This window comes from Halomarina rubra, from assembly GCF_023699475.1.
GTDB lineage: Archaea > Halobacteriota > Halobacteria > Halobacteriales > Haloarculaceae > Halomarina > Halomarina rubra.
Map to the genome: position 1 here is coordinate 549809 of NZ_JALXFV010000008.1, position 20654 is coordinate 570462.

Annotated in this window: 17 protein-coding genes and 2 tRNA genes; 9 read left to right on the forward strand and 10 right to left on the reverse strand. The window is 66.1% G+C overall.

Features of this window, described 5'->3' with window-relative positions:
• The first annotated feature begins 45 nt into the window (after positions 1-45).
• From M1L36_RS17850 to M1L36_RS17870, 5 genes are all read left to right on the forward strand, one after another.
• The gene (locus M1L36_RS17850; protein ID WP_250875093.1) at positions 46-2013 is read left to right on the forward strand and encodes a 3-hydroxyacyl-CoA dehydrogenase/enoyl-CoA hydratase family protein; all 1968 of its coding nucleotides are present in this window, start codon (positions 46-48) and stop codon (positions 2011-2013) included.
• 81 nt (positions 2014-2094) lie between these two features.
• Positions 2095-2169, forward strand: a tRNA-Glu gene (locus tag M1L36_RS17855).
• 297 nt (positions 2170-2466) lie between these two features.
• Positions 2467-2778 carry a HalOD1 output domain-containing protein gene (locus M1L36_RS17860; RefSeq protein WP_250875094.1) on the forward strand — a complete coding sequence of 104 codons (312 nt, stop codon included), beginning with the start codon at positions 2467-2469 and terminating at the stop codon, positions 2776-2778.
• Between the two features lie 94 nt (positions 2779-2872).
• A complete protein-coding gene (locus M1L36_RS17865) occupies positions 2873-3325 on the forward strand; it encodes an Hsp20/alpha crystallin family protein (protein WP_250875095.1) in 453 nt (150 codons plus the stop codon).
• Between the two features lie 238 nt (positions 3326-3563).
• A complete protein-coding gene (locus M1L36_RS17870) occupies positions 3564-5573 on the forward strand; it encodes an AMP-dependent synthetase/ligase (protein WP_250875096.1) in 2010 nt (669 codons plus the stop codon).
• 142 nt (positions 5574-5715) lie between these two features.
• Here M1L36_RS17870 and M1L36_RS17875 read toward each other — a convergent pair whose 3' ends face one another.
• The 7 genes from M1L36_RS17875 to M1L36_RS17905 all read right to left on the reverse strand — a co-directional run bounded on the left by M1L36_RS17875 (position 5716) and on the right by M1L36_RS17905 (position 15951).
• Complete coding sequence (locus M1L36_RS17875; protein WP_250875097.1) at positions 5716-5985, reverse strand: hypothetical protein; 270 nt, start codon at positions 5983-5985, stop codon at positions 5716-5718.
• A 39-nt stretch (positions 5986-6024) separates the two neighbouring features.
• A complete protein-coding gene (locus M1L36_RS17880; RefSeq protein WP_250875098.1) occupies positions 6025-7470 on the reverse strand; it encodes a DASH family cryptochrome in 1446 nt (481 codons plus the stop codon).
• Positions 7471-7556: 86 nt separating this feature from the next.
• The gene (locus M1L36_RS17885; protein ID WP_250875099.1) at positions 7557-8108 is read right to left on the reverse strand and encodes a DUF7344 domain-containing protein; all 552 of its coding nucleotides are present in this window, start codon (positions 8106-8108) and stop codon (positions 7557-7559) included.
• A 158-nt stretch (positions 8109-8266) separates the two neighbouring features.
• Positions 8267-10261, reverse strand: coding sequence for a SpoVR family protein (locus tag M1L36_RS17890; RefSeq protein WP_250875100.1), 1995 nt, complete (start codon positions 10259-10261; stop codon positions 8267-8269).
• A complete protein-coding gene (locus M1L36_RS17895) occupies positions 10254-11573 on the reverse strand; it encodes a YeaH/YhbH family protein (protein ID WP_250875101.1) in 1320 nt (439 codons plus the stop codon). Before M1L36_RS17895 ends, M1L36_RS17890 begins: the two co-directional genes overlap by 8 nt.
• On the reverse strand, positions 11564-13840 hold the full coding sequence (locus M1L36_RS17900) for a PrkA family serine protein kinase (RefSeq protein ID WP_250875102.1): 2277 nt from the start codon (positions 13838-13840) through the stop codon (positions 11564-11566). Before M1L36_RS17900 ends, M1L36_RS17895 begins: the two co-directional genes overlap by 10 nt.
• Before the next feature lie 38 nt (positions 13841-13878).
• Entirely contained in the window at positions 13879-15951 is a 2073-nt protein-coding gene (locus tag M1L36_RS17905) for a PrkA family serine protein kinase (protein WP_250875103.1), read from the reverse strand.
• A 397-nt stretch (positions 15952-16348) separates the two neighbouring features.
• Here M1L36_RS17905 and M1L36_RS17910 point away from each other — a divergent pair, with 397 nt between their 5' ends.
• Positions 16349-16786 (forward strand): DUF5820 family protein, encoded by a 438-nt coding sequence (locus M1L36_RS17910; protein ID WP_250875104.1) that lies wholly within the window; start codon positions 16349-16351, stop codon positions 16784-16786.
• A gap of 171 nt (positions 16787-16957) precedes the next feature.
• Positions 16958-17404, forward strand: coding sequence for a UPF0179 family protein (locus M1L36_RS17915; RefSeq protein ID WP_250875105.1), 447 nt, complete (start codon positions 16958-16960; stop codon positions 17402-17404).
• Positions 17405-17632: 228 nt separating this feature from the next.
• Here the strand turns inward: M1L36_RS17915 and M1L36_RS17920 are convergent, their stop codons facing one another.
• Both M1L36_RS17920 and M1L36_RS17925 read right to left on the reverse strand, forming a co-directional pair.
• On the reverse strand, positions 17633-18460 hold the full coding sequence (locus M1L36_RS17920) for a M14 family metallopeptidase (protein ID WP_250875106.1): 828 nt from the start codon (positions 18458-18460) through the stop codon (positions 17633-17635).
• Positions 18461-18525: 65 nt separating this feature from the next.
• Positions 18526-19014 carry a DUF309 domain-containing protein gene (locus M1L36_RS17925; protein ID WP_250875107.1) on the reverse strand — a complete coding sequence of 163 codons (489 nt, stop codon included), beginning with the start codon at positions 19012-19014 and terminating at the stop codon, positions 18526-18528.
• Between the two features lie 135 nt (positions 19015-19149).
• On the opposite strand from M1L36_RS17925, the gene M1L36_RS17930 reads away from it, so the two are divergent.
• Entirely contained in the window at positions 19150-19665 is a 516-nt protein-coding gene (locus tag M1L36_RS17930) for a cupin domain-containing protein (protein WP_250875108.1), read from the forward strand.
• Between the two features lie 46 nt (positions 19666-19711).
• Here M1L36_RS17930 and M1L36_RS17935 read toward each other — a convergent pair whose 3' ends face one another.
• Complete coding sequence (locus tag M1L36_RS17935; RefSeq protein ID WP_250875109.1) at positions 19712-20152, reverse strand: hypothetical protein; 441 nt, start codon at positions 20150-20152, stop codon at positions 19712-19714.
• Between the two features lie 120 nt (positions 20153-20272).
• Here M1L36_RS17935 and M1L36_RS17940 point away from each other — a divergent pair.
• Positions 20273-20356, forward strand: a tRNA-Leu gene (locus tag M1L36_RS17940).
• Positions 20357-20654 lie beyond the last annotated feature (298 nt).

A 20654-nucleotide genomic window follows, 5' to 3' on the forward strand; every position in this document is an offset into this window, starting at 1 on the left:
GGATGGGAAACGTTGAACAGTCCCCCGGAAGAGTCACGACTGTCTATGGACTCCGACGACATCGAAACCATCGCCGTCCTCGGCGCTGGCAACATGGGCCACGGTATCGCCGAGGTGGCGGCCATGGCCGGCTACGACGTCAACCTGCGCGACATCAACGAGGAGTTCGTCCAGAACGGCTACGACCAGATCGAGTGGTCGCTGGGCAAACTCGCCGAGAACGACCAGTTGACCGAGGAGGAGGCCGACGCCGCCCTCGACCGAATCACGCCGGTCGTCGAGATGAGCGAGGCCGTCTCCGACGTGGACGTCGTCGTCGAGGTCGTCCCCGAGAAGATGGACATCAAGAAGGACGTGTTCGACGAGGTCGAGGCCCACGCGCCCGACCGCGCCATCATCGCCTCGAACACCTCCTCGCTGTCCATCACGGACCTCTCCGAGGCCACCGAGCGCCCCGAGCAGTTCTGCGGGATGCACTTCTTCAACCCGCCCGTCCGCATGCAGCTCGTCGAGGTCATCTCGGGGGCACACAGTGCCGACGAGACGCTCGACGCCATCGAGGGTCTCGCCGAGTCGTTCGGCAAGACCCCCGTCCGTGTGCGCAAGGACACGCCCGGGTTCATCGTGAACCGCATCCTCGTCCCACTGATGAACGAGGCGTGCTGGGTCGTCTCCGAGGAGGACGCGACGATGGCCGAGGTCGACTCGACCGTCAAGTACGACATCGGACTCCCGATGGGCGCGTTCGAACTGGGCGACCAGGTCGGCAACGACGTCACCTACCACGTCCTCGAGTACATGCACGAGGTGCTCGGTGACGCCTACGCTCCCGCCCCGCTGCTCGAAGAGACCGTCGAGGAGGAGCGCTTCGGGAAGAAGACCGGCCAGGGCTTCTACGACTACGAGAACGGCGACGGCGCACAGGTCCCGACCGACGAGACCCGCGAAGACGTCAAACACCGTCTGCTCGCTATCATGGCCAACGAGGTCGGCAACCTCGTCGGACAGGACGTCGCCCCGCCCCGCGACATCGACCAGGCCGTGATGCTCGGCGCTGGCTACCCCGACGGCCCCGCGAAGATGGCCGACGACGCTGGCCTCGACACGCTGGTCGAGACGCTGGAGGACCTCCACGAGGAGAAGGGCGCGGAGCGCTACGCGGTCTCCGACGGCCTCCGCGAGGCCGCCGAGGAGGGTGGCTTCTACGGTGGCGACGACGAGGAGTCCGTCGAGTTCTCCACCGTCTCGCTCGAGTACCCCGGCGACATGGTCGGCCAGATCGTCCTCGACCGCGAGGCCCGGATGAACACCATCAGCACCGACATGCTCGACGAGATCGGCGAGGCCGTCGACGTGCTGGAAGAGGACGACGACGTGCGCGCCATCCTCATCACGGGGAAGGGTGACCGCGCGTTCTCCGCCGGTGCGGACGTGAGCGCGTTCGCCTCCTCCGCGCAGCCGCTGACGGGTATCGAACTCTCTCGGAAGGGCCAGCAGACGTTCGGCAAGCTCGAGGAGTCGCCGATGCCCGTCGTCGCCGGTATCGACGGCTTCGCGCTCGGTGGCGGGCTCGAACTCGCTGCCTGCGCGGACCTTCGAATCGCCTCGGACCGCTCGGAGCTCGGGCTGCCGGAGCACAACCTCGGCCTGATTCCGGGCTGGGGTGGCACCCAGCGGCTCCAGCGTATCGTCGGCTTCGGCCGCGCGAAGGAGATCGTGTTCACCGCCGAGCGCTACGACGCCGAGACGATGTACGACTACGGCTTCGTCAACGAGGTCGTCCCGTTCGGCGAGTTCGAGGAGAAGGCGCACGAACTGGCCGCGAACCTCGCCGGCGGTCCGCCGGTCTCCCAGAAGCTCACGAAGCGCGCGATGCTGCGCGGGTGGGAGGACTCGGACGCCGGTCTCGAACTGGAAGCGCAGTCGTTCGGCCACCTGCTCGGTACCGACGACCTCATGACGGGCATCACCGCGTTCATGGGCGACCACGACCCCGAGTTCGAAGGGAAGTGAACCGAACGGGGCTGTGACTGACTGACAGCCGCGTCCCGAACAACAGCCTTTATCAAGAGGTGGGACGCAGTTCAGAGTGTAGCTCGGTTGGTGTAGTCCGGCCAATCATTTCGGCCTTTCGAGCCGATGACACGGGTTCAAATCCCGTACCGAGCATGTTTCTGAGGACCGTAGTGAGGGCGAAGAGCGCACAGTGTCGAGATGTGAATCAGAGAGCGAACGCCAGTGAGCGACCGTTTGGCTCCGTTCGGACCCGGAGCCGCGCTGCGTTTCGACTTCGAGATGGACCATGAGCGACGCGGACTTCGGGTGCACCAGCGAGTCACTGCCTCCTCTGACCGCGGACGACCCCTCGAAACCGGGGCGTTCGCGGGCGCTGTTGTTGAAATTAAATGTTTGTCTGACGAACATTCATTATTACGTGGTAACTCTTCCCGACAGAGGCCCCAGAAGATGAGCACCATCCCATCCCCGAACGACGCCGCCGAGTTGGCCAGTTCCGCGACGTACGACCACCGAGCGATCCACGAGACGGACGCCGACCGGTCGCTCAGCGTCACCGTCGTCACCGCCGTCGGCGAAGCGCTCGACGCCGACCCGACCGCCGTCGCACCGTTGTACCACAGCATCGACCCGGACGCGCTCGACACGCTGTTCGCCCCGGCCGACGACGCTTCGATGGCACGACTCATGTTCGAACACGAGGGCTGTTCGGTCGACGTCCGCGGCGACGGCGAGGTACTCGTCTCCGTGCTCTCCGACTGAACCCGATTCTAGCTCTGTGGTGGCTGAGAAGCGTGATATCAGCAGTCTCGCAACCGTTAATATCAACCACGTCCTGAGGATATCTCGATCGACGATGAGTATTCGACGAACTCCCTTCGACGAGATGGACCGAATGTTCGACCAGATGCGCCGCTCGATGCGCGCGCCGTGGTTCGCCCAGGAGGGCGAGTGGGATCTGCCCGCGGTGGACGACGCCACCCACCGGATGGACAACAACCTGACCGTCGACCGTGACGACGAGGGCTTCGTCGTGCTGGCCGACCTCCCCGGCTTCGAGAAGGAGGAACTCGACCTCCGGTTCGACGAGGGGATGCTCTCCATCCGCGGCCGTCACGAGGTCAGCGACGAGTCCGACACCGGCACGTCGATGCGCTCGCGCTCGGTGTTCGAGCAGGTTCGCATCCCCGGCGACGTCGTCGAAGACGACATCTCCGCGACGTACCGCAACGGCGTCCTCGAGGTCCGCGTCCCGGTCGAGACGGACACGCCCGAGGAAGACGACTCCCACCGCATCGACATCGACTGAGACACCCCCTCCGGTGTCGTCGCTTCGGCCCGCTTCGCCCTCCCTGCACTCTTCACCGTTCTATCGACAGTTCTGGCGTCCGTCCCACCGCCCGTCCACGCCGTCGAGCAGTGGGTCTCGTCGCCGCCCGACGGCCGCTGGCGTCGTCCGTCGGCCGCACGTCGACGTGTCTGACGACCGTCGTCGGTGCTAGCGTACAACAACATTGATATGCGACACTTACAATCTACGCTCAACGATGGCTCCAAAGCGACCTTCTGGGGGCGAACCGGCGTGGCTCGACCACGAACGCGAGTACACCGACGACGTCGTCGGCGACGACACGCTCGGGAAGATGTTCGAGGCGAGCGCCGACCGCAACCAGGCCCGCCTCGCACAACGGTACAAGGGAGGCGTCTACGACCGCTCGCTGGTCGCGGAGGGCGTCGTCGACGCCGCCCCGCGCGGCGACTACGCCGCGCTCAGCTACAGCGAGATGCGCGACGTCGTCCACAACCTCGCGGCGGGGTTCCGTGACCTGGGCCTGACCGCGGGCGACCGCGTCGGCATCTTCGGGGACACCCGCATGGAGTGGGCGCAGGCGGACTTCGGCATCCTGCAGGCTGGCGGCGTCGTCACGACCGTCTACGCCGAGTCCTCGCCGAACCAGGTCCAGTACCTCCTCGACGACCCCGGCGCGACCGGCGTCGTCGTCGAGAACGCCGACCTGCTCGACCGGGTGCTCGAAGTCGAGGACGACCTCGACCTCGAGTTCGTCGTCGTGATGGACGAGACGTCGCTGTACGACGCTCGCGACGACGTCCTCACGCTCGGCGAACTCCACGAACGCGGGGCCGAGGTGTTCGACGCCGACGACCACGCCGCCTGGCTCGACGACCGCTCGCCCGAGGACCTCGCGAGCCTCATCTACACCTCCGGGACGACCGGAAAGCCGAAAGGCGTCGAACTCACCCACCGCAACCTCCGCGCGAACGTCAACCAGTGTCGCAAGCGGATGGGACCGCGGCCGGACAAGCCCGCGGACATGCCCGCGCTGACCGCCGGTAGCGAGACCCTGTCGTTCCTGCCGCTGGCACACGTCTTCGAGCGTACGGCCGGGCATTTCCTCGCGTTCGCCTCCGGGGCGACGGTCGGCTACGCCGAGTCGCCCGACACCGTCGCCGACGACATCCAGACGCTCTCGCCGACGACGGTCACCTCCGTCCCCCGCATCTACGAACGCATCTACGACTCGATGCGCGAGCAGGCCGGCGACGGGACGAAGCGACGGATCTTCGAGTGGTCGGTCGACGTCGCCCGAGAGTACGCTCGGACGGACTCCCCCGGCCCCGTCCTCCGGGCGAAACGGAAGACCGCCGACAGACTCGTCTTCTCGAACGTCCGCGAGAAGATGGGCGGCAACATCGAGTTCTTCGTCTCCGGCGGCGGCAGCCTCTCGAAGGACCTCGCCGAACTGTTCAACGGGATGGGCCTCGACATCATGGAGGGGTACGGCCTGACCGAGACCGCCCCCGTCGTCAGCGTCAACCCGCTGGAGGACCCGCGTCCGGGGACGCTCGGCATCCCGCTGGTCGACGTCGAGACGCGCGTCGACGACAGCGAACTCAGCGACGACCAGAAGCGTCGCGCTCGCGGCGACATCGGTGAACTGCAGGTGAAGGGGCCGAACGTCACCCGCGGCTACTGGGAGCGCCCGGACGCCACCGAGCGGGCGTTCACCGACGACGGGTTCCTCAAGACCGGTGACATCGTCGAGGTGACCGACGACGGCTACCTCGTCTTCCACGAACGGCTCAAGCAGATTCTCGTCCTCTCGACGGGCAAGAACGTCGCTCCCGGCCCCATCGAGGACGCCTTCGCCACCAGCGACCGGGTCGACCAGGTGATGGTCATCGGCGACAGCCGGAAGTTCGTCAGTGCGCTCGTCGTCCCCAGTTTCGAGGCCATCGAGAAGTGGGCCGACCGCTACGACGTCGACCTGCCCGACGACGAGGCTGCCATCTGCGAACACCAGCGCGTCCGGGCGTTCGTCCAGACCGTCGTCGACGAGGTCAACGAGGACCTGGAGAAAGAAGAGCAGATCAAGAAGTTCCGTCTCGTCCCCGAGGAGTGGACCGCGGAGAACGACATGATGACGCCGTCGCTGAAGAAGAAACGGCGCAACATCCTCGAACGCTACCAGGGCGAGGTCGACCAGATCTACGCCGACGCCGAGAAGGAGAAGGCACAGGCCCAGAGCGACGACTGAGCGCCGTCGCCCCAACCCTCGCTTCCACTCTCTGCCTCTCCTCTCGTCCCCACCCCCTCCCGCGCGTTCTCGGCGGTGCTGTCGTGACCCACCCACACCGTCGCTCTTCTCTCCGCTCCTCTCGTCTCCGCACTCGACCTCGTCAGAGCAGGACGTACCGCGAGAGCAGTTGTACGAGCACCCACACCACGACGCCGGCCGTGAACACGACGAACGCCACGACGAACCCCCGCGAGGCGGTCCCTCCCGCCCCGACTCTCAGGTAGCCGTAGTACGCCAGCGACCCGAGACTCGCCAGCAGCGCGAGCAGTCCGTAGCCGACGAGCGCCGCGTCGAGGACCACGAGAAACTCGACGAACAGGACGACGCCGAGGACGAGATAACACCACTCCAGCACGCGGCCGCGGTCCATCGCGAGCGATAGGTCGTCCGTGGTCAAACCCGTACCGGCCTACAGCCGTTCGTCTCGTAACTCGGAGTGGCGCTGTCCGACGTCGACGACCGGTCGCGGGTAGTCGAGTCCGAGTTCGACGCCGCACTCGGTCAGTCGCTCGTCGCTCAGCGTCCAGGGTTCGTGGACGTCGCCGCCGGGAATCCCGTCGAGTTCCGGCAGCCAGCGACGGACGTACTCGCCGTCGGCGTCGTAGTCGTCGGCCTGCTTGAGCACGTTGAAGTACATGTTCCGGGAGTCGTTGCCGACGCCGGCCTGGTACGCCCAGTTGCCCCAGTTCGAGCAGACGTCGTAGTCGACCAGTCGCGCCTCGAAGTACGCCGCCCCGCGTCGCCAGTCGACTTCCAGCCAGTCGACGAGGAAGGAGGCGACGTTCTGTCGACCGCGGTTGCTCAGGTACCCCGTCTCGTTCAACTCGCGCATGTTGGCGTCGACGAACGGCACGCCCGTCTCGCCCGCCGCCCAGCGCTCGAAGCGGTCGTCACCGCCGGGCCACTCGCGCTCGACGGCGCGGATGCCCGTCGCCGAGAAGAACCCCGCGCCGTGTTTGACGAACTGGAACTGGAAGAAGTCGCGCCACATCAGTTCGAACAGCAGCCAGTACGTCGACTCGTTCGAGACACGCCGGTCCTCGTAGCGCCGGACCTCGTCGTGGAGAAATCGCGGGGAGAGCGCCCCGACCGCCAGCCACGGCGAGAACTTCGAGGAGTAGTCCGCGCCGAGCAGACCGTTGCGCGTCTCCTTGTACTCCCGGAGGTGGTCGCCCTCCCAGACGTAGTCGTGGACACGCTCTCTGCCCGCGCTCTCCCCGCCCTCGAACGGAAGGACCGAGCGGTCGTCGGGGTCGGCGTCACCCTCGTCCCAGGGGCCGAACTCGTCGACGGTCGGGAGGTCGCCCGAATCGAGGGTCGCGGCGGCGTCGGCCAGCGAGAGCGTCTCGGGCGTGGGGGCCTGATTGCGGACCTGCCGGGACTCGGTGACCTTCCGCCAGGTGGTGAACGTGTCCGCGACCTCCTCGACGTCGCTGGCGAGGTCCTCGACGTGATACAGTGTGTGAGTCCAGAATCGCTCGGTCTCGACGCCCGCACCCCGGAGCGCCTCACGGGTCGCGTTCTCGACTCCGAACTCTTCGGTGGCTGGCATCGTCTGGAGGTGGACGGTGTCCGCACCGACCGTCTCGACGAGTTCCGGGACCACCTCCTCCGGAGCGCCGCGCCTGACCAGCAGGTCCGCGCCCTTCGACCGCAGGGTCTGGCGGTAGTCCGAGAGGCTCTCGTGGAGGAACCGGGCACGGTACGGGCCGACGCGCTGGGGACCGTACCGGCCCTCGCCGACGGTCCGCGGGTCGTGGACGTACACCGGAACGACGTCGTCGTTCGCGGCGCTCGCGAGCGTGGGGTTGTCGTGGACCCGGAGGTCGCGTCGGACCCAGACGAGCGTGGTCATGCACGGTGTAGGGTCGGTGGCGAAAAGACGGCTCAGGTCGCGGAGAGCGGTGCCGGTGGCGTGTCGAACTGGTCGGTCGCTCGCCCTCAGAACAGGTCGTCGGTCTCGTCGTGGGGGTCCTCCATGAACGGGAGGCGGCCGTGCTGGGTGGTGGTCTGGACGACGGCCGAGAGACCGAGCAGGACGAAGAAGGCGACGGCCCACACGGTCGGCGAGAACGTGCGGACGACCGGCGCGGACAGGTCCGCGGCGACGGTCGCACACGCGCCGAGCGCCGCGAGCGAGACGTAGTACGCCCCCCAGTTGAGGTCGCGGTTGGGGACGCCCATGTACGCCTCGATGTCCCGGATGCGCTCTTCGAGGCGCACGAGTTTGTTCTCGGCGTCGTACGCGACGATGCCCAACTGGTCGAGTTTCGGCAGGTGCGTCTGGTGGAGCGAGACGTACGCGCTCTGGCGTTTCTGGCGCGGCGGCGGTGTCTCCCCCGTCTCGCGTGCCGCCACCTGCTCGGCGAGTTCGCCGACGCTCAGCGACCCCTCCGCGCCCCGAAGACTGTCCAGCGCGAACCGGCGCCGGTCGTTCCGCAGGACGTCGTATATCTCCCCCTCCTCCAGTGGTTCGTGTGTCTGTATTGCCATTCTCCCACGAGACCTGACAGGTCGTCGGCGAAAACTATTGCTGGGCGTTCAAAAGCCTATGGGATATCGTCGGCGTGCCCCGCGATGAGATATTGACTCTTGGTAGAAAGTATTTCACGATAGTGTGAAGAAAACAGGAGCTCCCGGCCGAGAGCGGCTTACGCGAGCCACTCGTCTGGTTTCGTGTCGTAGTCGACGTCCGTCGCCGCGAGGTGTTCGACCGCCTCCCACGGCAACTCCTCGCTGGAGATGCTGTCGCCGTCGTAGCGCACGAGCACGCCGACCTCCTCGGGAACCGGTTCGCGGTCCCGACGGCGCGCGACCTCGACGTCGTGGTCGTCGAGCTGTTTCACGATGGTCTTGAGGTTCACCGGCCGGCCCCACAGTTCGAAGACGCGTTCGAGCACCTGTCGGGCCTGTCGCTGGTCGAGCATCACGCCGTTGTACTGGTGGGACAACAGCAGTTCGTTACGGTTGTTGTAGTTCGCGTCCTCGACCACGACGGTCGGTTTCCCGAAGTTCGTGAACTGCAACATCAGCTTCTTCTTCACGTCCTCGACGGCCGTGCTCGTCGCGCGGTAGTCCCGCGTCGTGTGGGTGAACTCGTAGGTGAAGTAGTGGTTCTGCTCGACGAACTCCTGGCTGAGGAACTCGTCCAAGAACGTCACGTCGTTGTGGCTCTCGCGAATCTCGCGCATCCGATTCCAGCCCGCACAGCGGTCGACGTTCGCCAGCGCCTCCTCAACGCTGGCGTAGCGGGCGTCGTCGAACATGTACCGCGCGATGCGTTCGAGGTCCGACTGGGTGAGTCGCTTGAGGAACCCGCGGTGCTGGGGTTTGACTAGCGAGTAGTGACGTTCACACAGGCCCTCGTAGCTGAGCACCTTCCAGGGGTAGCGGTCGACGTCCACGTCACCCGCACGCGCCGATTCGAGCGCTTCGGCGTCGACTCGGGGGTCGTCGGGGTCCAACTCGTCGAGCGTCGCCGCGCCGAGCCGGTCGAGCATCGCGTCGGGTTCGAGCGCCGCACGCACCTCGTCCAGGTCGACGCGATCGTGGAAGTTCCGCCACGTCACGCCCTCGACGCGCAGCAGGGTCTCGGCGACCTCCCGACGGTTGGTGGCGTTCTCGATGTACTCCCACAGCTCCTTGCCGAGTTTGTAGGGGTTGAACCCCGGCGAGTTGAGGACCTGCGCCTGGTGGTCGGCGTAGTGGATGAACTCGTCGGCCTCGGCGAACCCCTCCTCACCCATCATCATCGACTCCCAGTAGGCGGCCCACCCCTCGTTCATCACCTTCGTCATCTTCTGGGGGGCGAAGTAGTACGCCTCCCGTCGCAGCAGTTCGAGCGTCTCGCGCTGCCAGTCCTCGTACTCGACGGCTCGGCCCGACTCCTCGTCGTAGGCCATCCCGTGTCGCCGGAGGAACGACAGCACGTCCGGGTCCGGTTCGGCCGGGAACGACCCGCTCTCCTCCTCGGGGCGCTGGGACTCCAGCCACTCCTCGTCGAACACCTGCCGACGCACCTCCTCGCTCAGCCCGAGACTGTCGAGTCGGTCGGCGATGTCCTCCAGTTCGCGGTGGGGCTGGTCGCCGTCGATGGTCGAGAACGGGCGGTGTTGGTCGATGCAGTCCTCCAGGCACAGCACGTGGTCGATCCACTCCTCGACGGCCTCGCGGTCGACCTCCGGGTCGTCCATGTACGACTCGATGGTGTCGGCGTGGTTCGCGAGCATCGCGGCGGCGTTCGGGTCGTCGGCGAACAGGCCGAACCACTGGTTGTTCTTGAAGAAGTCGGCGTGGGCCTCGACGTGGGTGATGACCGCCTTCTGGTCGGCGAGCGCGTTCGACTCCTGGAGGAACGCGTGTGAGGGGTTGTCGTTGTTGACGATTTCGAACGCCTTCCCGCCGAGGAACTGGTTCTGTTTCTGCTGGCGGTCGTAGCTCATCCCCCAGCGCCAGTGAGGGTACCGTTCCTGAAAGCCCCCGTAGGCGATGAGTTCGTTCATCTCGTCGTAGTCGATGATCCAGTACGTCACCGGGAACGGGTCGAGACCCAGCTTTCGCGCGAGGGCGTTGGCCTCGCGAACCGGCTCTTCGAGTCCCTCGGCGATGCGCTGTTTCCGTCGTCGTTCGGTGTCCGTATCACTCATCGTTGGCCTCCGTGCTGAGGATGGTGTAGATGGCGTCGACCACGTCCTCCGGTCCGGTGACGTAGGCGACGGCCGTGTCGTTGGTGCCGTCGAAGTGGCGTTCGACCTCCTCGGCGTGGGTCGCGTTGATGGCGTTCCCGCTCGGTTGGGTCTCCACGTACGCGTGGAGGTTCGCGGGAATCTGCTCCATCAGCGGGATGACCCGCTCTTCGGTGTCGTTCGAGGAGTTCTCGGAGTCTCCCGCCGCGAACACGTAGCGGTTCCACTCGCTCCAGGGGTACTCCTCGAGCAGTTCGGCGGCGAGTTCGTACGCACTGGAGATGCGCGTCCCACCGCCCGAGCGGATGCCGAAGAACTCGTCGCGTTCGACCTGCCAGGCGTCGGCGTCGTGGGCGATGTAGACGAACTCCGCGTTGTCGTACTTACCCGTCAGATACCAGTCGAGCGGCGTGAACACCCGCTCGACGAGTTCTCGCTTCTTCTCGCGCATGCTACCCGAGACGTCGCGGATGTTGACCACGACGACGTTCTTCTCCTTCTCCTCGACGATTTCGGGGTATCGGTAGCGCTCGTCCTCCCGGCGGAACGGCACCTGCTTGAGTCCCTTCCGACGGATGCGCTGGACGGTCGACTCGCGCTCGACCTTCTCGGTCATCTCCTCGACGCTCGACCAGCGCTCACGCTCCTCGTCGGGCAGGTTCGAGTCGGCGTCCACTATCCAGGCGTGCGAGACCGGGATGTTCTGCTCTCTGGCCCACGCGTACACCTCGTCGGGTCCCCAGCCCTCGACGCGCAGCGCCTCCTCGATGTAGTTCTCGTCGAACTCCATCGCGAGCTTTCGCTTCAGCCCCTGCTTGAACAGGCGCTCGAAGTCGAGCGTGCTCGCTGGCCCCGTCCGGGTGATGTCCGTGTAGTCGCCCTCGGTCTCCTCGACGACCTTCTTCCCTTTCGGTTCGAGGTCCAGACCGAGTTCCTCGTCGAGTTCCTGGGCGAACTCCTCGGGGTCCATCTCGTAGTACTCGTGTTCCCCGCCTTCCTCGCCGGGGTCGCCGTCCTCGTCGCCGTCGCCGGGTTGTGGCTGGGGCTGGCCGACGGGGTCGCCGGGTTGGGGAGTGCCGCCGTCGCCCTGACCGACCCCGCCCTTGTCGAGTTGGTCGTACTCGAAGGCCGGCAGGTCGACGATCTTGATGGGTATCTTCACCTCGTCGGGGAGGCTCTGACCCAGGTCGCCGTACTGGATGAACTCCGAGAGGTCCTGGCGGCGCTGTTCGCCGACCTCGCGGTAGCGTTCGAGGTCGTCTCTCAGTCCCATCGGTAGCTCACCTGGCTCATCACGTGTCTGCTTGTCAGCTCGGCCGACGCCTCGCTGTAGTCGAACAGCGCTTGCATGTTCTCGATAGTCCGTCGTTTGACGCTCGCAGTCTCCGTCCCGCTCGGTGGGTCGTCCCACTGGCGGGGGTCGAAGTCCTCGAACGTGCGGCGCACGTCGTCCCAGTCGTGGCTCCCGAGGATGGTCGAAATGATGGGGATGTCCTTCAACTCGACGTCGCTGACGCGGAACTCCTCGTCACGGTTTCGCCACGCGTGGCGGTTGAGCGCCGTGATGACCTTCTCGGTCCGGAAGTCCGTGACCGCCGGACCGGCCTCGACGCCGTCGTAGTACGTCTCGTCGAACCGGCCGAGGTGCTCTATCTCGAACACCTTCATCTTCAGCGGGTCGGGTTCGACGGACTCGCCGCGTTCGTTCTCTATCTGTTCGTTCTCGACCCACGCGTAGACGTGCTCGACGTACTCCTCGACGGTCGACTCGTCGACCCGTTTCTCGCGCATGATGCCCGCGAGCACGTCCTCCTCCTGCCGGGCGAAGATGCGGTTTTTCACCTGCACGACCCGGTTCTCGAACTCCGTGCGTTCGGAGTCGGAGAAGACGGGCGCGTCGATGAACCCGCGGGCCATCGAGTTCAACACGTCGCGGGGCATGATGACGTGCTCGACGGGCAGGTCGGGGTGGTGGCGGTCTCCCTCCTCGTTGAGCAACTCGGCGACGACGTCTCGCGTGTAGGTGACGGGGATGCCGTGGTCGCCGTCCCGAGCGTCCGGCCCGAAGTCGAAGTCCTCCTTCTCGCGGCGCTCGTCGCCGTCCTGGATGAACCCAGCGTCGAACAACAGCGCCTTGTCGACGAGGTCCAACCCGGTCGGCAGGTCCTCGGTGTCGAGGCGGCTCACTACGTCGTACAGCGCCGCGGCCTCGACGGCGTGGGGTGCGAGCTCTTTCGTGTGAACCCGCCGTTCGCTGTCGCGGACGTCGATGTGGACGGGTTCGCGGATGTTCGCCTCCAGTTCGTCGTAGCTCTCGGCGGTCCACACCGTCGTCTCGTTCGTGAGTTCTCGCCGGAGCAGTTCGGCCTCCAGCGAGAGGTTCGTCAGGTAGTGGAACTCGTGTTTGTCCAGTCGGCGCTTCAGCGCCTTCAGCGGGTCCTGTCCGGACCGCTCGGCGTGTTGGTTGAGCTGCGCTTCGAGGTCCGGGTTCGAGATGATTATCATCTGGGTGTCGATGTCCATCCCGATTCCCTTGTCCAGTTTCACGTGGGCCTCGTCGGGCACGTTCAGGAGCTTCTGGAGCAGGTCGGCGTGCTGGGCGGCGTCCTCTACGAGTGTCAACAGCCCGTTGCCCTGCGAGAGCACGCCGTCGTAGCTGAACGCCTGGGGGTTCTTCCGCCCTCTGGAGTTGAGCACCTGCAGCATGCCGTGCATCCACGACCCGACGAGGCGCTCCTTGGGCGAGCCGTCGTCCTCGGAGTGGAGGACGCCGATACCCTGTCCGACGTCCATCACGACGTTCTTCACCCGGAGGTGCTGGGGGTCCGTAACCGCCGAGAACAGGTCCTCGCGACCCTTCCGGCGGTACTGCTCTTCGAGGTAGTCGTACGCCTCCCGGCAGAACGGGTCGAGGTCGGTCTCGACGGTGACCGGGATGTGGTCGTCGACGCTGTCGTTCAGTTCCCGGAGGAGTTCCTGGCGCACCTCGCGGGGGAACACGCTGAGCGGGTGGGACTGGACGGGGCTCTCGTACCACGCGTCCTCGTCGGTCCGCGGGGTGTCCTCGTAGGTCAACCCACCGCCGGTGTCCGCCCCCGAGACGTTCCACTCGACGGTGTAGCGCCGCCCGTCGTCGGTCTTCGAGTACTCTCGAAGCCCGTTGATGAGACAGCGTTTCAGTTCGGACTTCCCGGTCGCCGTCGGGCCTTCGAGCCAGACGATCTTCTCCTCTTTCCCGCGGCGGGCCGCAATCGAGCGCAGGTCGTCGACGAACTCGTTGAGCACCTCGGTGTTGCCGAGGATGGCGTGCTCGCCGTCGTTGTGCGGGTCGTCGAAGAACCGGTAGCGTTCGTTCTCCTCGCCCTCCTCGACCACGGTGCGCGTGCCCGACGCCTCGATGGCTTCGAGCAGGTACTTCGAGGCGTGGGCGGCGAGTTGCGGGCGCTCGAACACGCGGTCGACGTACTCCGAGAGGCTCATCGGCTCCTCGTAGGTGTCGGTCAGCGCGCGGTCGGCGTCGGCGATGTAGTCGTGGGTCATGGTCGGTCGGTCTCGGTCATGGTGGTCTGCTCACGGTGTCAGTCCTCCATCTCCGTCTTTGCCACCTCCGCACCGGCGAACTCGAGCACCTCGCGGGCACCCTCGGGAGAGTAGCCCTGCTCGACGAGCGCCTGAATCCAGGCGTTGCGCTCGTCGTCTTCCATCTCGCCCGACGACACCAGCGCCGAGAAGTTGATGTTGTGTTTCTTGTCCTCCCAGAGCTTTCGCTCCAGTGCGCGGCGCAGGCGGTCGTTGTCCTGTGGGTTGAACGACGTGCCCTCGCGGGCACGGCGACTGACCCAGTTCGAGACCTCTTGGCGGAAGTCGTTCTTGCGGTCTTCCGGGATGTTGAGCCGTTCTTCGACCGAGCGGAGGAACTGCTCGTCGGGTTCGGCCTCGCGGCCCGTGATCTCGTCTTCGATGGTGTCGTCGTCGATGTACGCCATGACGTGGTCCATGTACTTCTCGCCCTGGCGCTGGATCTCGTCGACGTCGTACGCAAGCGCGTGCCGGACGTCCTCGATGGCGCGCTCCTTGTACTCCTCGCGGACCATCTCCAGGTAGCGGTAGTAGCGGTCGAACCGGTCCTCGGGGATGGAGCCGTGGTTCTCCAGGTTGCCTTCGAGGTGGTTGAACGTCGTCAGCGGCGAGAGGAACCCGCGACCGCGGTGCATCGAGTCCATGATGGCCTCGGCGATCTCGTCGCCGATGAACCGGGGGCTGACGCCCTCCATCCCTTCGCCGATCTCGGCGAGTTCGCTGGCCTCGTCGCGCAGTTTCTTCACGTCGACGTCGTCGGCGTCGTCGATCTCGCCGTTGTACGCCTTCGCCTTCTGGACGATGTCGACGGTGCCACCCGACGGCTCCTCGATACGCGTGAGGACGCCGAACAGCCCCGCCATCTCCAGGGTGTGGGGCTCGACGTTGATCTCCGGGACGTCGGCGTTGTTGAGCATCTTCTGGTAGATGCGCGACTCCTCCTCGTACTGGAGGACGTAGGGGAAGTCGATGCGCTTGGTCCGGTCGTTGAACGCCTCCATCTTCTCGTCGCCCTTCTTGTCTTTGTACTCGGGCATGTTGGTGCGTCCGACGATGACCTGGTCGATGTCGATTCGAGGGTTGTTCTTCGGCTTGATGGTCTGTTCCTGCGTCGCGTGCAGGAAGTCGTAGAGGAACTCCCGCTGGAGTTTCAGCAGTTCCTCGCCGGAGAAGATACCGCGGTTGGCGTTACAGAACGCGCCCGAGTAGTCGAACGCCCGCGGGTCGCTCTCGCCGTAGATAGCGATCTTCGAGTAGTTGACGTCGCCGGTCAACTCGGTCTCGTCCTGGTTCTTCTTGTCCTTCGGTTCGAACGTCTCGACGCACTGCCGTTTGTTCTCGTCCGCGACGAGTCGGACGATCTCGATGTGGTTCTCCAGCACCTGCTGGAGGTCGTCGTCGTAGTGGTCGAGCAGGCGGTCCATGTAGAACTCGCTGGCCGGGTCGAGCGCCTGTTCGTTGCGGATGGTGTAGGGCGCGTTGAGGTGGTCGTTCAGGTCGTCGATGACCCGGTCGCGCTGGGCCAGGGGCAACAGGATGAGCGGGTCCTGGTTCATCGGACTGCGCACCACGTCGTCGGCCGGGTCCTGGTCTCTGATGACGTCACAGAGGTTCGTCCAGCGGAAGGTGTACATCCGGCCGTCGTCGCGGGCGGTGTAGTCCTCGAAGTACGTCCTGACCTGTCGGTCGAAGTCGGACTTCCCCGACCCCACGGGACCGAGCAGCAGTTTGATGCGCTTCTCGGGACCCAACCCACGTGCGCCCGACTTCACCTTGTTGACGAACTCGTGGATGGACTCGTGGATGTTGCGACCGTAGAAGGTGTTCTCGCCGTCGTTGAGGGGGTCCTCACTGGCGAGTCTGTACTCGACGACGCCGAGGTCCTCGTCGTACTCGGTGCCGTAGTAATCGAACATATCCGCGACGCGCTGGTGTGCGTTCCGCGCGATGTGCGGGTCTTCGTAGACCTCTTCGAGGTACCAGTCGAACGAGTGTGTCTGACGGAGGTCCGACGGTATCGAATCACGGTACTCCTCGCTGAGGTCTGCGAGCGTTTCCATGTCGCCTTTCATGGTATCACGGAGACTGATGTCTCGTTTCCCCGGTGGGGACCGGGCAGCCACGCTGTCCGGTAGCGTCGACGACCCACCACCACGACCGACATCGGCCGCGAGACCACCTCCCGCCCTGCATCTCCCACGAACCGGTGGCGGCCGTGGGGGCGAGCAGAGAAAGAGGCGAACGGGTGGGACCACCGATACTGTGAATAGTGTGTTATCGCTTGTCATTGATAAGCATTGCCACAGTGCCACGAAATCCGATACGTATCGGCTGAGTTATCACCCGGAGAATCGCTACGCGTGACCACTTCCGGCCAACAGTGTCCGGAACCGACGGGTCGGTCGTTTAAGTCAACCTCCCGAAAACCGGACCACACGACTCTTGCCCGCGCCGGCGGTACCCTCCGGTATGACCCGGGAGTCGAGTCCGAACGGGGGCGACGGGGAGGGCGACGCGCTCGACCCCGGAGCGCTCGCGGACGGCTGGCGCGTCTGGAGCGACGCCGACAACCGACTGGTGCTCGCGTACCGCCCCGACGTGTTCGACGGGAGCGAGTACCCGCCACCGTGTATGCCGACCATCTACGTCACCCACGGCCGGCGGAGCAGACGCCCCGGCACTCCCCGGAACCCCGCGCCGGGCGACCCGTGGGTCGTCACGCTGTTCCTCGAACCCGACGTGAAACGCGACCCCGAGTTCTTCGACGGGCGAAGCGAAGCGATCGCGGGCGCGTACGACCTCGCCGCACGCTTCGCCCGGGGCGACGTCGACCACCGAGGGCTGTACCAGGTCCCCCGCGACGCCTACCTCGACGCGCTCGACGAGTTGACCGGAAGCGAGACGTGACGTCGTCTCGGAAGCGAGACATGACGTCGTCTCGGAAGCGAGACATGACGTCGTCTCGGAAGCGAGACATGACGTCGTCTCGGAAGCGAGACGTGACGCTATCTCGAAGCCGGGGCTCCCCACCGCTCTCGCTGCGGGACGCTTAACACCGACGACGGTCGACCATCTAGCATGGCTAAAGTCACGCTCATCGGGCCGCGTCTCGCCGAGACGGGCACCGAGTTCGTCTTCGAGGGTGAGTCCTCGCTGTGTGAGGGCTGTCCGTACCGCGGGCAGTGTCTCAACCTGACCGAGGGAGTCCGCTATCGCGTGACGGGCATCCGCGACTCGGGCCTGCTCGACTGTGCGGTCCACGACCAGGGCGTCACCGCCGTCGAGGTCGAACCCGCGACGGTCCGCGCGAACGTCGCCTCGACGGGCGCGTACGCCGGGTCGAGGTCGAAACTGGAGGGGCCGTGTCCGTACACCGAGTGCCCGAGCCACGAGTTCTGTGAACCGCTGGGCGTCGAGTTCGACGACTCGCGGAAGATAAGCGAGGTCGTCGGCGACCCACCGCACGACTACTGTGCGCTCGACCGCGACCTGACGCTCGTCGAGTTCGAACCGAGCGACACCTGAGGCCCTCCCGGCCGTGACCCTCTCCGACCCGGCCAACTTCGACGGCCCACTCGTCGACGTTCCGCTCCGACGATACCCGCGTCAACTCGCCGCTCTTCTCCGTGCGGTCGTTCCCGACTGCGAGTAGCACCTCGTCGCGGTGCCACACTCCTCGTGGATTCGCGTGGCCGACGCTCGCGAGGTGTCGGCGGCGGTCGAAGCGACACGCGGCGCGGTCGGACCGGTCGACTAACCCGTGTACGACCGGGTCGCGCTGTCGGACTGGACCGGGTCGCCGCCCAACTGGCCGGTGAGTTCGCCGGCGTAGCCGAACTCCTCCTCGTAGCCGTACGGCGACATCAACACGGGGTAGAACGGTTCGTCGGCGACGAGTTTCTCGCCGTCGATGGCGGCGAACGGTTCGCCCGCCGAGACGCGCTGGAAGTTGGCGGCGAAGACGGCGTACTCCTCGGCGGTGCGTTTCGGGACGAGTTTCCGGAGTCTGAACACTGGAACCTCCTGGGCGTCCGCGCGTTCGCTCGGGAGCGCGCCGACGGCCGCGAGGAACTCGTAGACGAGCGTGACGGCGTTCTCGGCGGCCTTCGAAGTGCCCTGGAGGCCACACTCGACCTCCACGACGTCGGCGTACTCGACGAGTCGACCCTCGGTGAACCCCGTCGCCTCGACGACGGCGTCGACCGAGAGGTACGGACAGACCGCGTCGGCGAGCGACCCCGCCTCGTCGACGACGGCGAACGGTTCGTCGTACGACTGCGTCGAGTGGATAGAGAACGTCGTCAGGCCGCGCAGTTCGTTCAGCAGGTCGTGGGCCAGTCGCTCCTCGTGCGTGTCGGCCTCGGGACTTCCGGGGAACACTCGGTTGAGGTCCGTCTGTGTGTAGCGGACGCCGCGAGCGAGTGCGCGTTCGTTGGCGACGATCAGTTTGACCGGTCGCTCGACCGCGGGGTCGTCGGCGAGGAGTCGTTCGACCGCGTGAACGCCCGAGGGCTCGTCGCCGTGGACCGCCGCGAGAATCGCGACTTCGGGCTCTCCGTCGCCCAACTGCTCGATTCGCATTCGTCCGGACTACAGGATGGGGAGTAATCAGTTGCGCGGTCTCTCTCGTCAGCCGACCGATGCGTTCAGTGGTCCAAGGAGTCGGCGTAACGGACGTCCACCTCGCGGGCGGTCGGGGTCGCCCCGTCGAGACGAATCTGCCAGCCGTGGAGCACCTCGGGGTCGTTCAGCGCGTTGGTGAGCACCGTCCGCACGTCCAGCAGGTCGACGCCGTAGAAGTCGTTTGGGACGCCGTGGAAGTACTGGAGTGCGGTGTCGAACAGCGAGCGCATCCCGTCGTCGTCGCGGAAGTCGTAGTGCTTGTACGCGCCGGCGGCGACCTGGACCATCCCGTGGAGGAACTTCGACTCCGTCGTCCCGCGCCCGTAGTTGTACCACTCGTCCTCGAAGCAGTCGTGTGACTCGTGGTACTCGCCGGCGTTGTAGAGGCGGACGCCGTGGACCGTCGCCCGTCGACAGGTCGCGTGCTCCCACACGTCTCGGTCGGGGTGCCACCCGGTCGGCGTTCCGGCGTCGGGAGGTCCGACCGTCGGGTCGCGCGTGTGGTCGTCCATCGACCGCGGGTTCGAGCGGTGGGCGGTTCAATCTGCCGTCCGACGAGTCCCGGTCCGAGGCAGTGTGTCCCGCCGGACTGTCGACACGGGCGCAACTGCTCCTTATCTCGTCACCCGACCTACTCGGACGGTGCGATGGCACAGACGACCGCTCCCCCAACTCCCTGGCACCTCGACGCCCGCGAGGGCGACGCCTACTGGTCGCTCGGGTCGCTCACCGTCATGAAGGCGACCGCAGAGAACACCGACGGGGCGTTCTCGGTGATCGAAGAACTCGTCCCCGCCGGGGCCTCGCCGCCACGGCACGTCCACCGGGAGGACGACGAACTGTTCTACGTCCTCGACGGCGTCGTCACCTTCGAGGTCGACGACGAGCAGTTCACCGCACGAGCCGGGTCGACGGTGTTCGCCCCGCACGGCCGCCCCCACAGCTACCGCGTCGAAGAGGAGACGCGCTGGCTCATGGTCGTCCAGCGCCCCGGCCTCGAACGCCTCTGGGCGGAGGTAGGTCGTCCCGCCGACGCCTGGACCACACCCGACGACGACCTGCTCGACGAACAGATGGGCGCGATGATGCAGCGACTCGACGAGTTCGGTATCGACATCGTCGGCGAACCGATGACCGCCGGCGGCGACGCCCCCATCGGCTGACCGGCGGGGACCACCCCTCGCGCTCGACGCTCCGACCCGTTCGCCCTCAGAGGTCCCGGGCGATGTCGTTGAGCGACCCGACCTTCTCCGAACGGCCCTGTAACTCGTCGGGGTCGAGATGCTCGGAGAGACGAGTCTTCCGGACGTGCTCGCGGAGCGTGTCGAGCGAGCGGTCCTCGACGGTCAGCGGCCGGAGGTAGCCGGCGAGCGCCCGGAGGTCGTCGTCGGTCGCGTTTCGCCCACCGTCCGCGCCCTTTATCTCCCAGGTCGTCTCACGAGCGTCGTTTCCCTCCGGGAGGTGCGCGCCGCCGACGATGACGAGCGCCTTCGCGACGGTCCAGGGGACGACGTCGGCCTTCCCGTAGCCGCGGTCCCGAAGCAGGTTCTCCGCGCCGTCGGTCAGTCGGAACCGGCGACGGCGGTAGCCGACACCGAGGTCCAGTTTTAGTTCGTCGCCATCTTCGACGAGGTGCGGTGGCGTGGCCATACCGCCGCGTTGGGAGCGGACGGGCATGTGCCCGGCGGTGTCGCGTCGAAGACGCGTGACCCGACCTGCTCGCCGAAACCAGCGCGTTTAACACCCACTCCGCCGTCGGTTGGGGTGCGTGCGAGGGTAGCCAAGTCTGGAAACGGCGGCGGATTCAAGCTCCGCTCCTGTAGAGGTCCGTGGGTTCAAATCCTACCCCTCGCATGGCCGCGCCCACCGGCGCGTCGCATGCGGAAGACCGCAGGGCGGTCTTCCCTCGCAACTCCTACAGACGTCGACTCCCGAGTAGCCACGTCTGGAAACGGCGGCGGATTCGAGCCTCGTTCCTGTAGCGGTCCCGCGAGACGTGCGGGAGCTTAGCTCCCGTAGGAATCCGGCGGCTCCGCCGCCGGTGACGAACGCGAGCGGGACCGGGGGAGTCACAGCGGGCGAGCGAAGCGAGTCCGACCGTCTCCCCGTGGTCCGTGGGTTCGAATCCTCCCCCCGGAAGCGTCACCGCACC

Bases quoted from the DNA above. Each gene is read 5' to 3' on its own strand.
- M1L36_RS17890 (WP_250875100.1), bottom strand. From the start codon at position 10,261: ATGAGTGATACGGACACCGAACGACGACGGAAACAGCGCATCGCCGAG.
- M1L36_RS17935 (WP_250875109.1), bottom strand. From the start codon at position 20,152: ATGGCCACGCCACCGCACCTCGTCGAAGATGGCGACGAACTAAAACTG.
- M1L36_RS17850 (WP_250875093.1), top strand. From the start codon at position 46: ATGGACTCCGACGACATCGAAACCATCGCCGTCCTCGGCGCTGGCAAC.
- M1L36_RS17865 (WP_250875095.1), top strand. From the start codon at position 2,873: ATGAGTATTCGACGAACTCCCTTCGACGAGATGGACCGAATGTTCGAC.
- M1L36_RS17870 (WP_250875096.1), top strand. From the start codon at position 3,564: ATGGCTCCAAAGCGACCTTCTGGGGGCGAACCGGCGTGGCTCGACCAC.
- M1L36_RS17885 (WP_250875099.1), bottom strand. From the start codon at position 8,108: ATGGCAATACAGACACACGAACCACTGGAGGAGGGGGAGATATACGAC.
- M1L36_RS17930 (WP_250875108.1), top strand. From the start codon at position 19,150: ATGGCACAGACGACCGCTCCCCCAACTCCCTGGCACCTCGACGCCCGC.
- M1L36_RS17900 (WP_250875102.1), bottom strand. From the start codon at position 13,840: ATGACCCACGACTACATCGCCGACGCCGACCGCGCGCTGACCGACACC.
- M1L36_RS17920 (WP_250875106.1), bottom strand. From the start codon at position 18,460: ATGCGAATCGAGCAGTTGGGCGACGGAGAGCCCGAAGTCGCGATTCTC.
- M1L36_RS17875 (WP_250875097.1), bottom strand. From the start codon at position 5,985: ATGGACCGCGGCCGCGTGCTGGAGTGGTGTTATCTCGTCCTCGGCGTC.
- M1L36_RS17910 (WP_250875104.1), top strand. From the start codon at position 16,349: ATGACCCGGGAGTCGAGTCCGAACGGGGGCGACGGGGAGGGCGACGCG.
- M1L36_RS17915 (WP_250875105.1), top strand. From the start codon at position 16,958: ATGGCTAAAGTCACGCTCATCGGGCCGCGTCTCGCCGAGACGGGCACC.
- M1L36_RS17905 (WP_250875103.1), bottom strand. From the start codon at position 15,951: ATGAAAGGCGACATGGAAACGCTCGCAGACCTCAGCGAGGAGTACCGT.
- M1L36_RS17880 (WP_250875098.1), bottom strand. From the start codon at position 7,470: ATGACCACGCTCGTCTGGGTCCGACGCGACCTCCGGGTCCACGACAAC.
- M1L36_RS17895 (WP_250875101.1), bottom strand. From the start codon at position 11,573: ATGGGACTGAGAGACGACCTCGAACGCTACCGCGAGGTCGGCGAACAG.
- M1L36_RS17925 (WP_250875107.1), bottom strand. From the start codon at position 19,014: ATGGACGACCACACGCGCGACCCGACGGTCGGACCTCCCGACGCCGGA.
- M1L36_RS17860 (WP_250875094.1), top strand. From the start codon at position 2,467: ATGAGCACCATCCCATCCCCGAACGACGCCGCCGAGTTGGCCAGTTCC.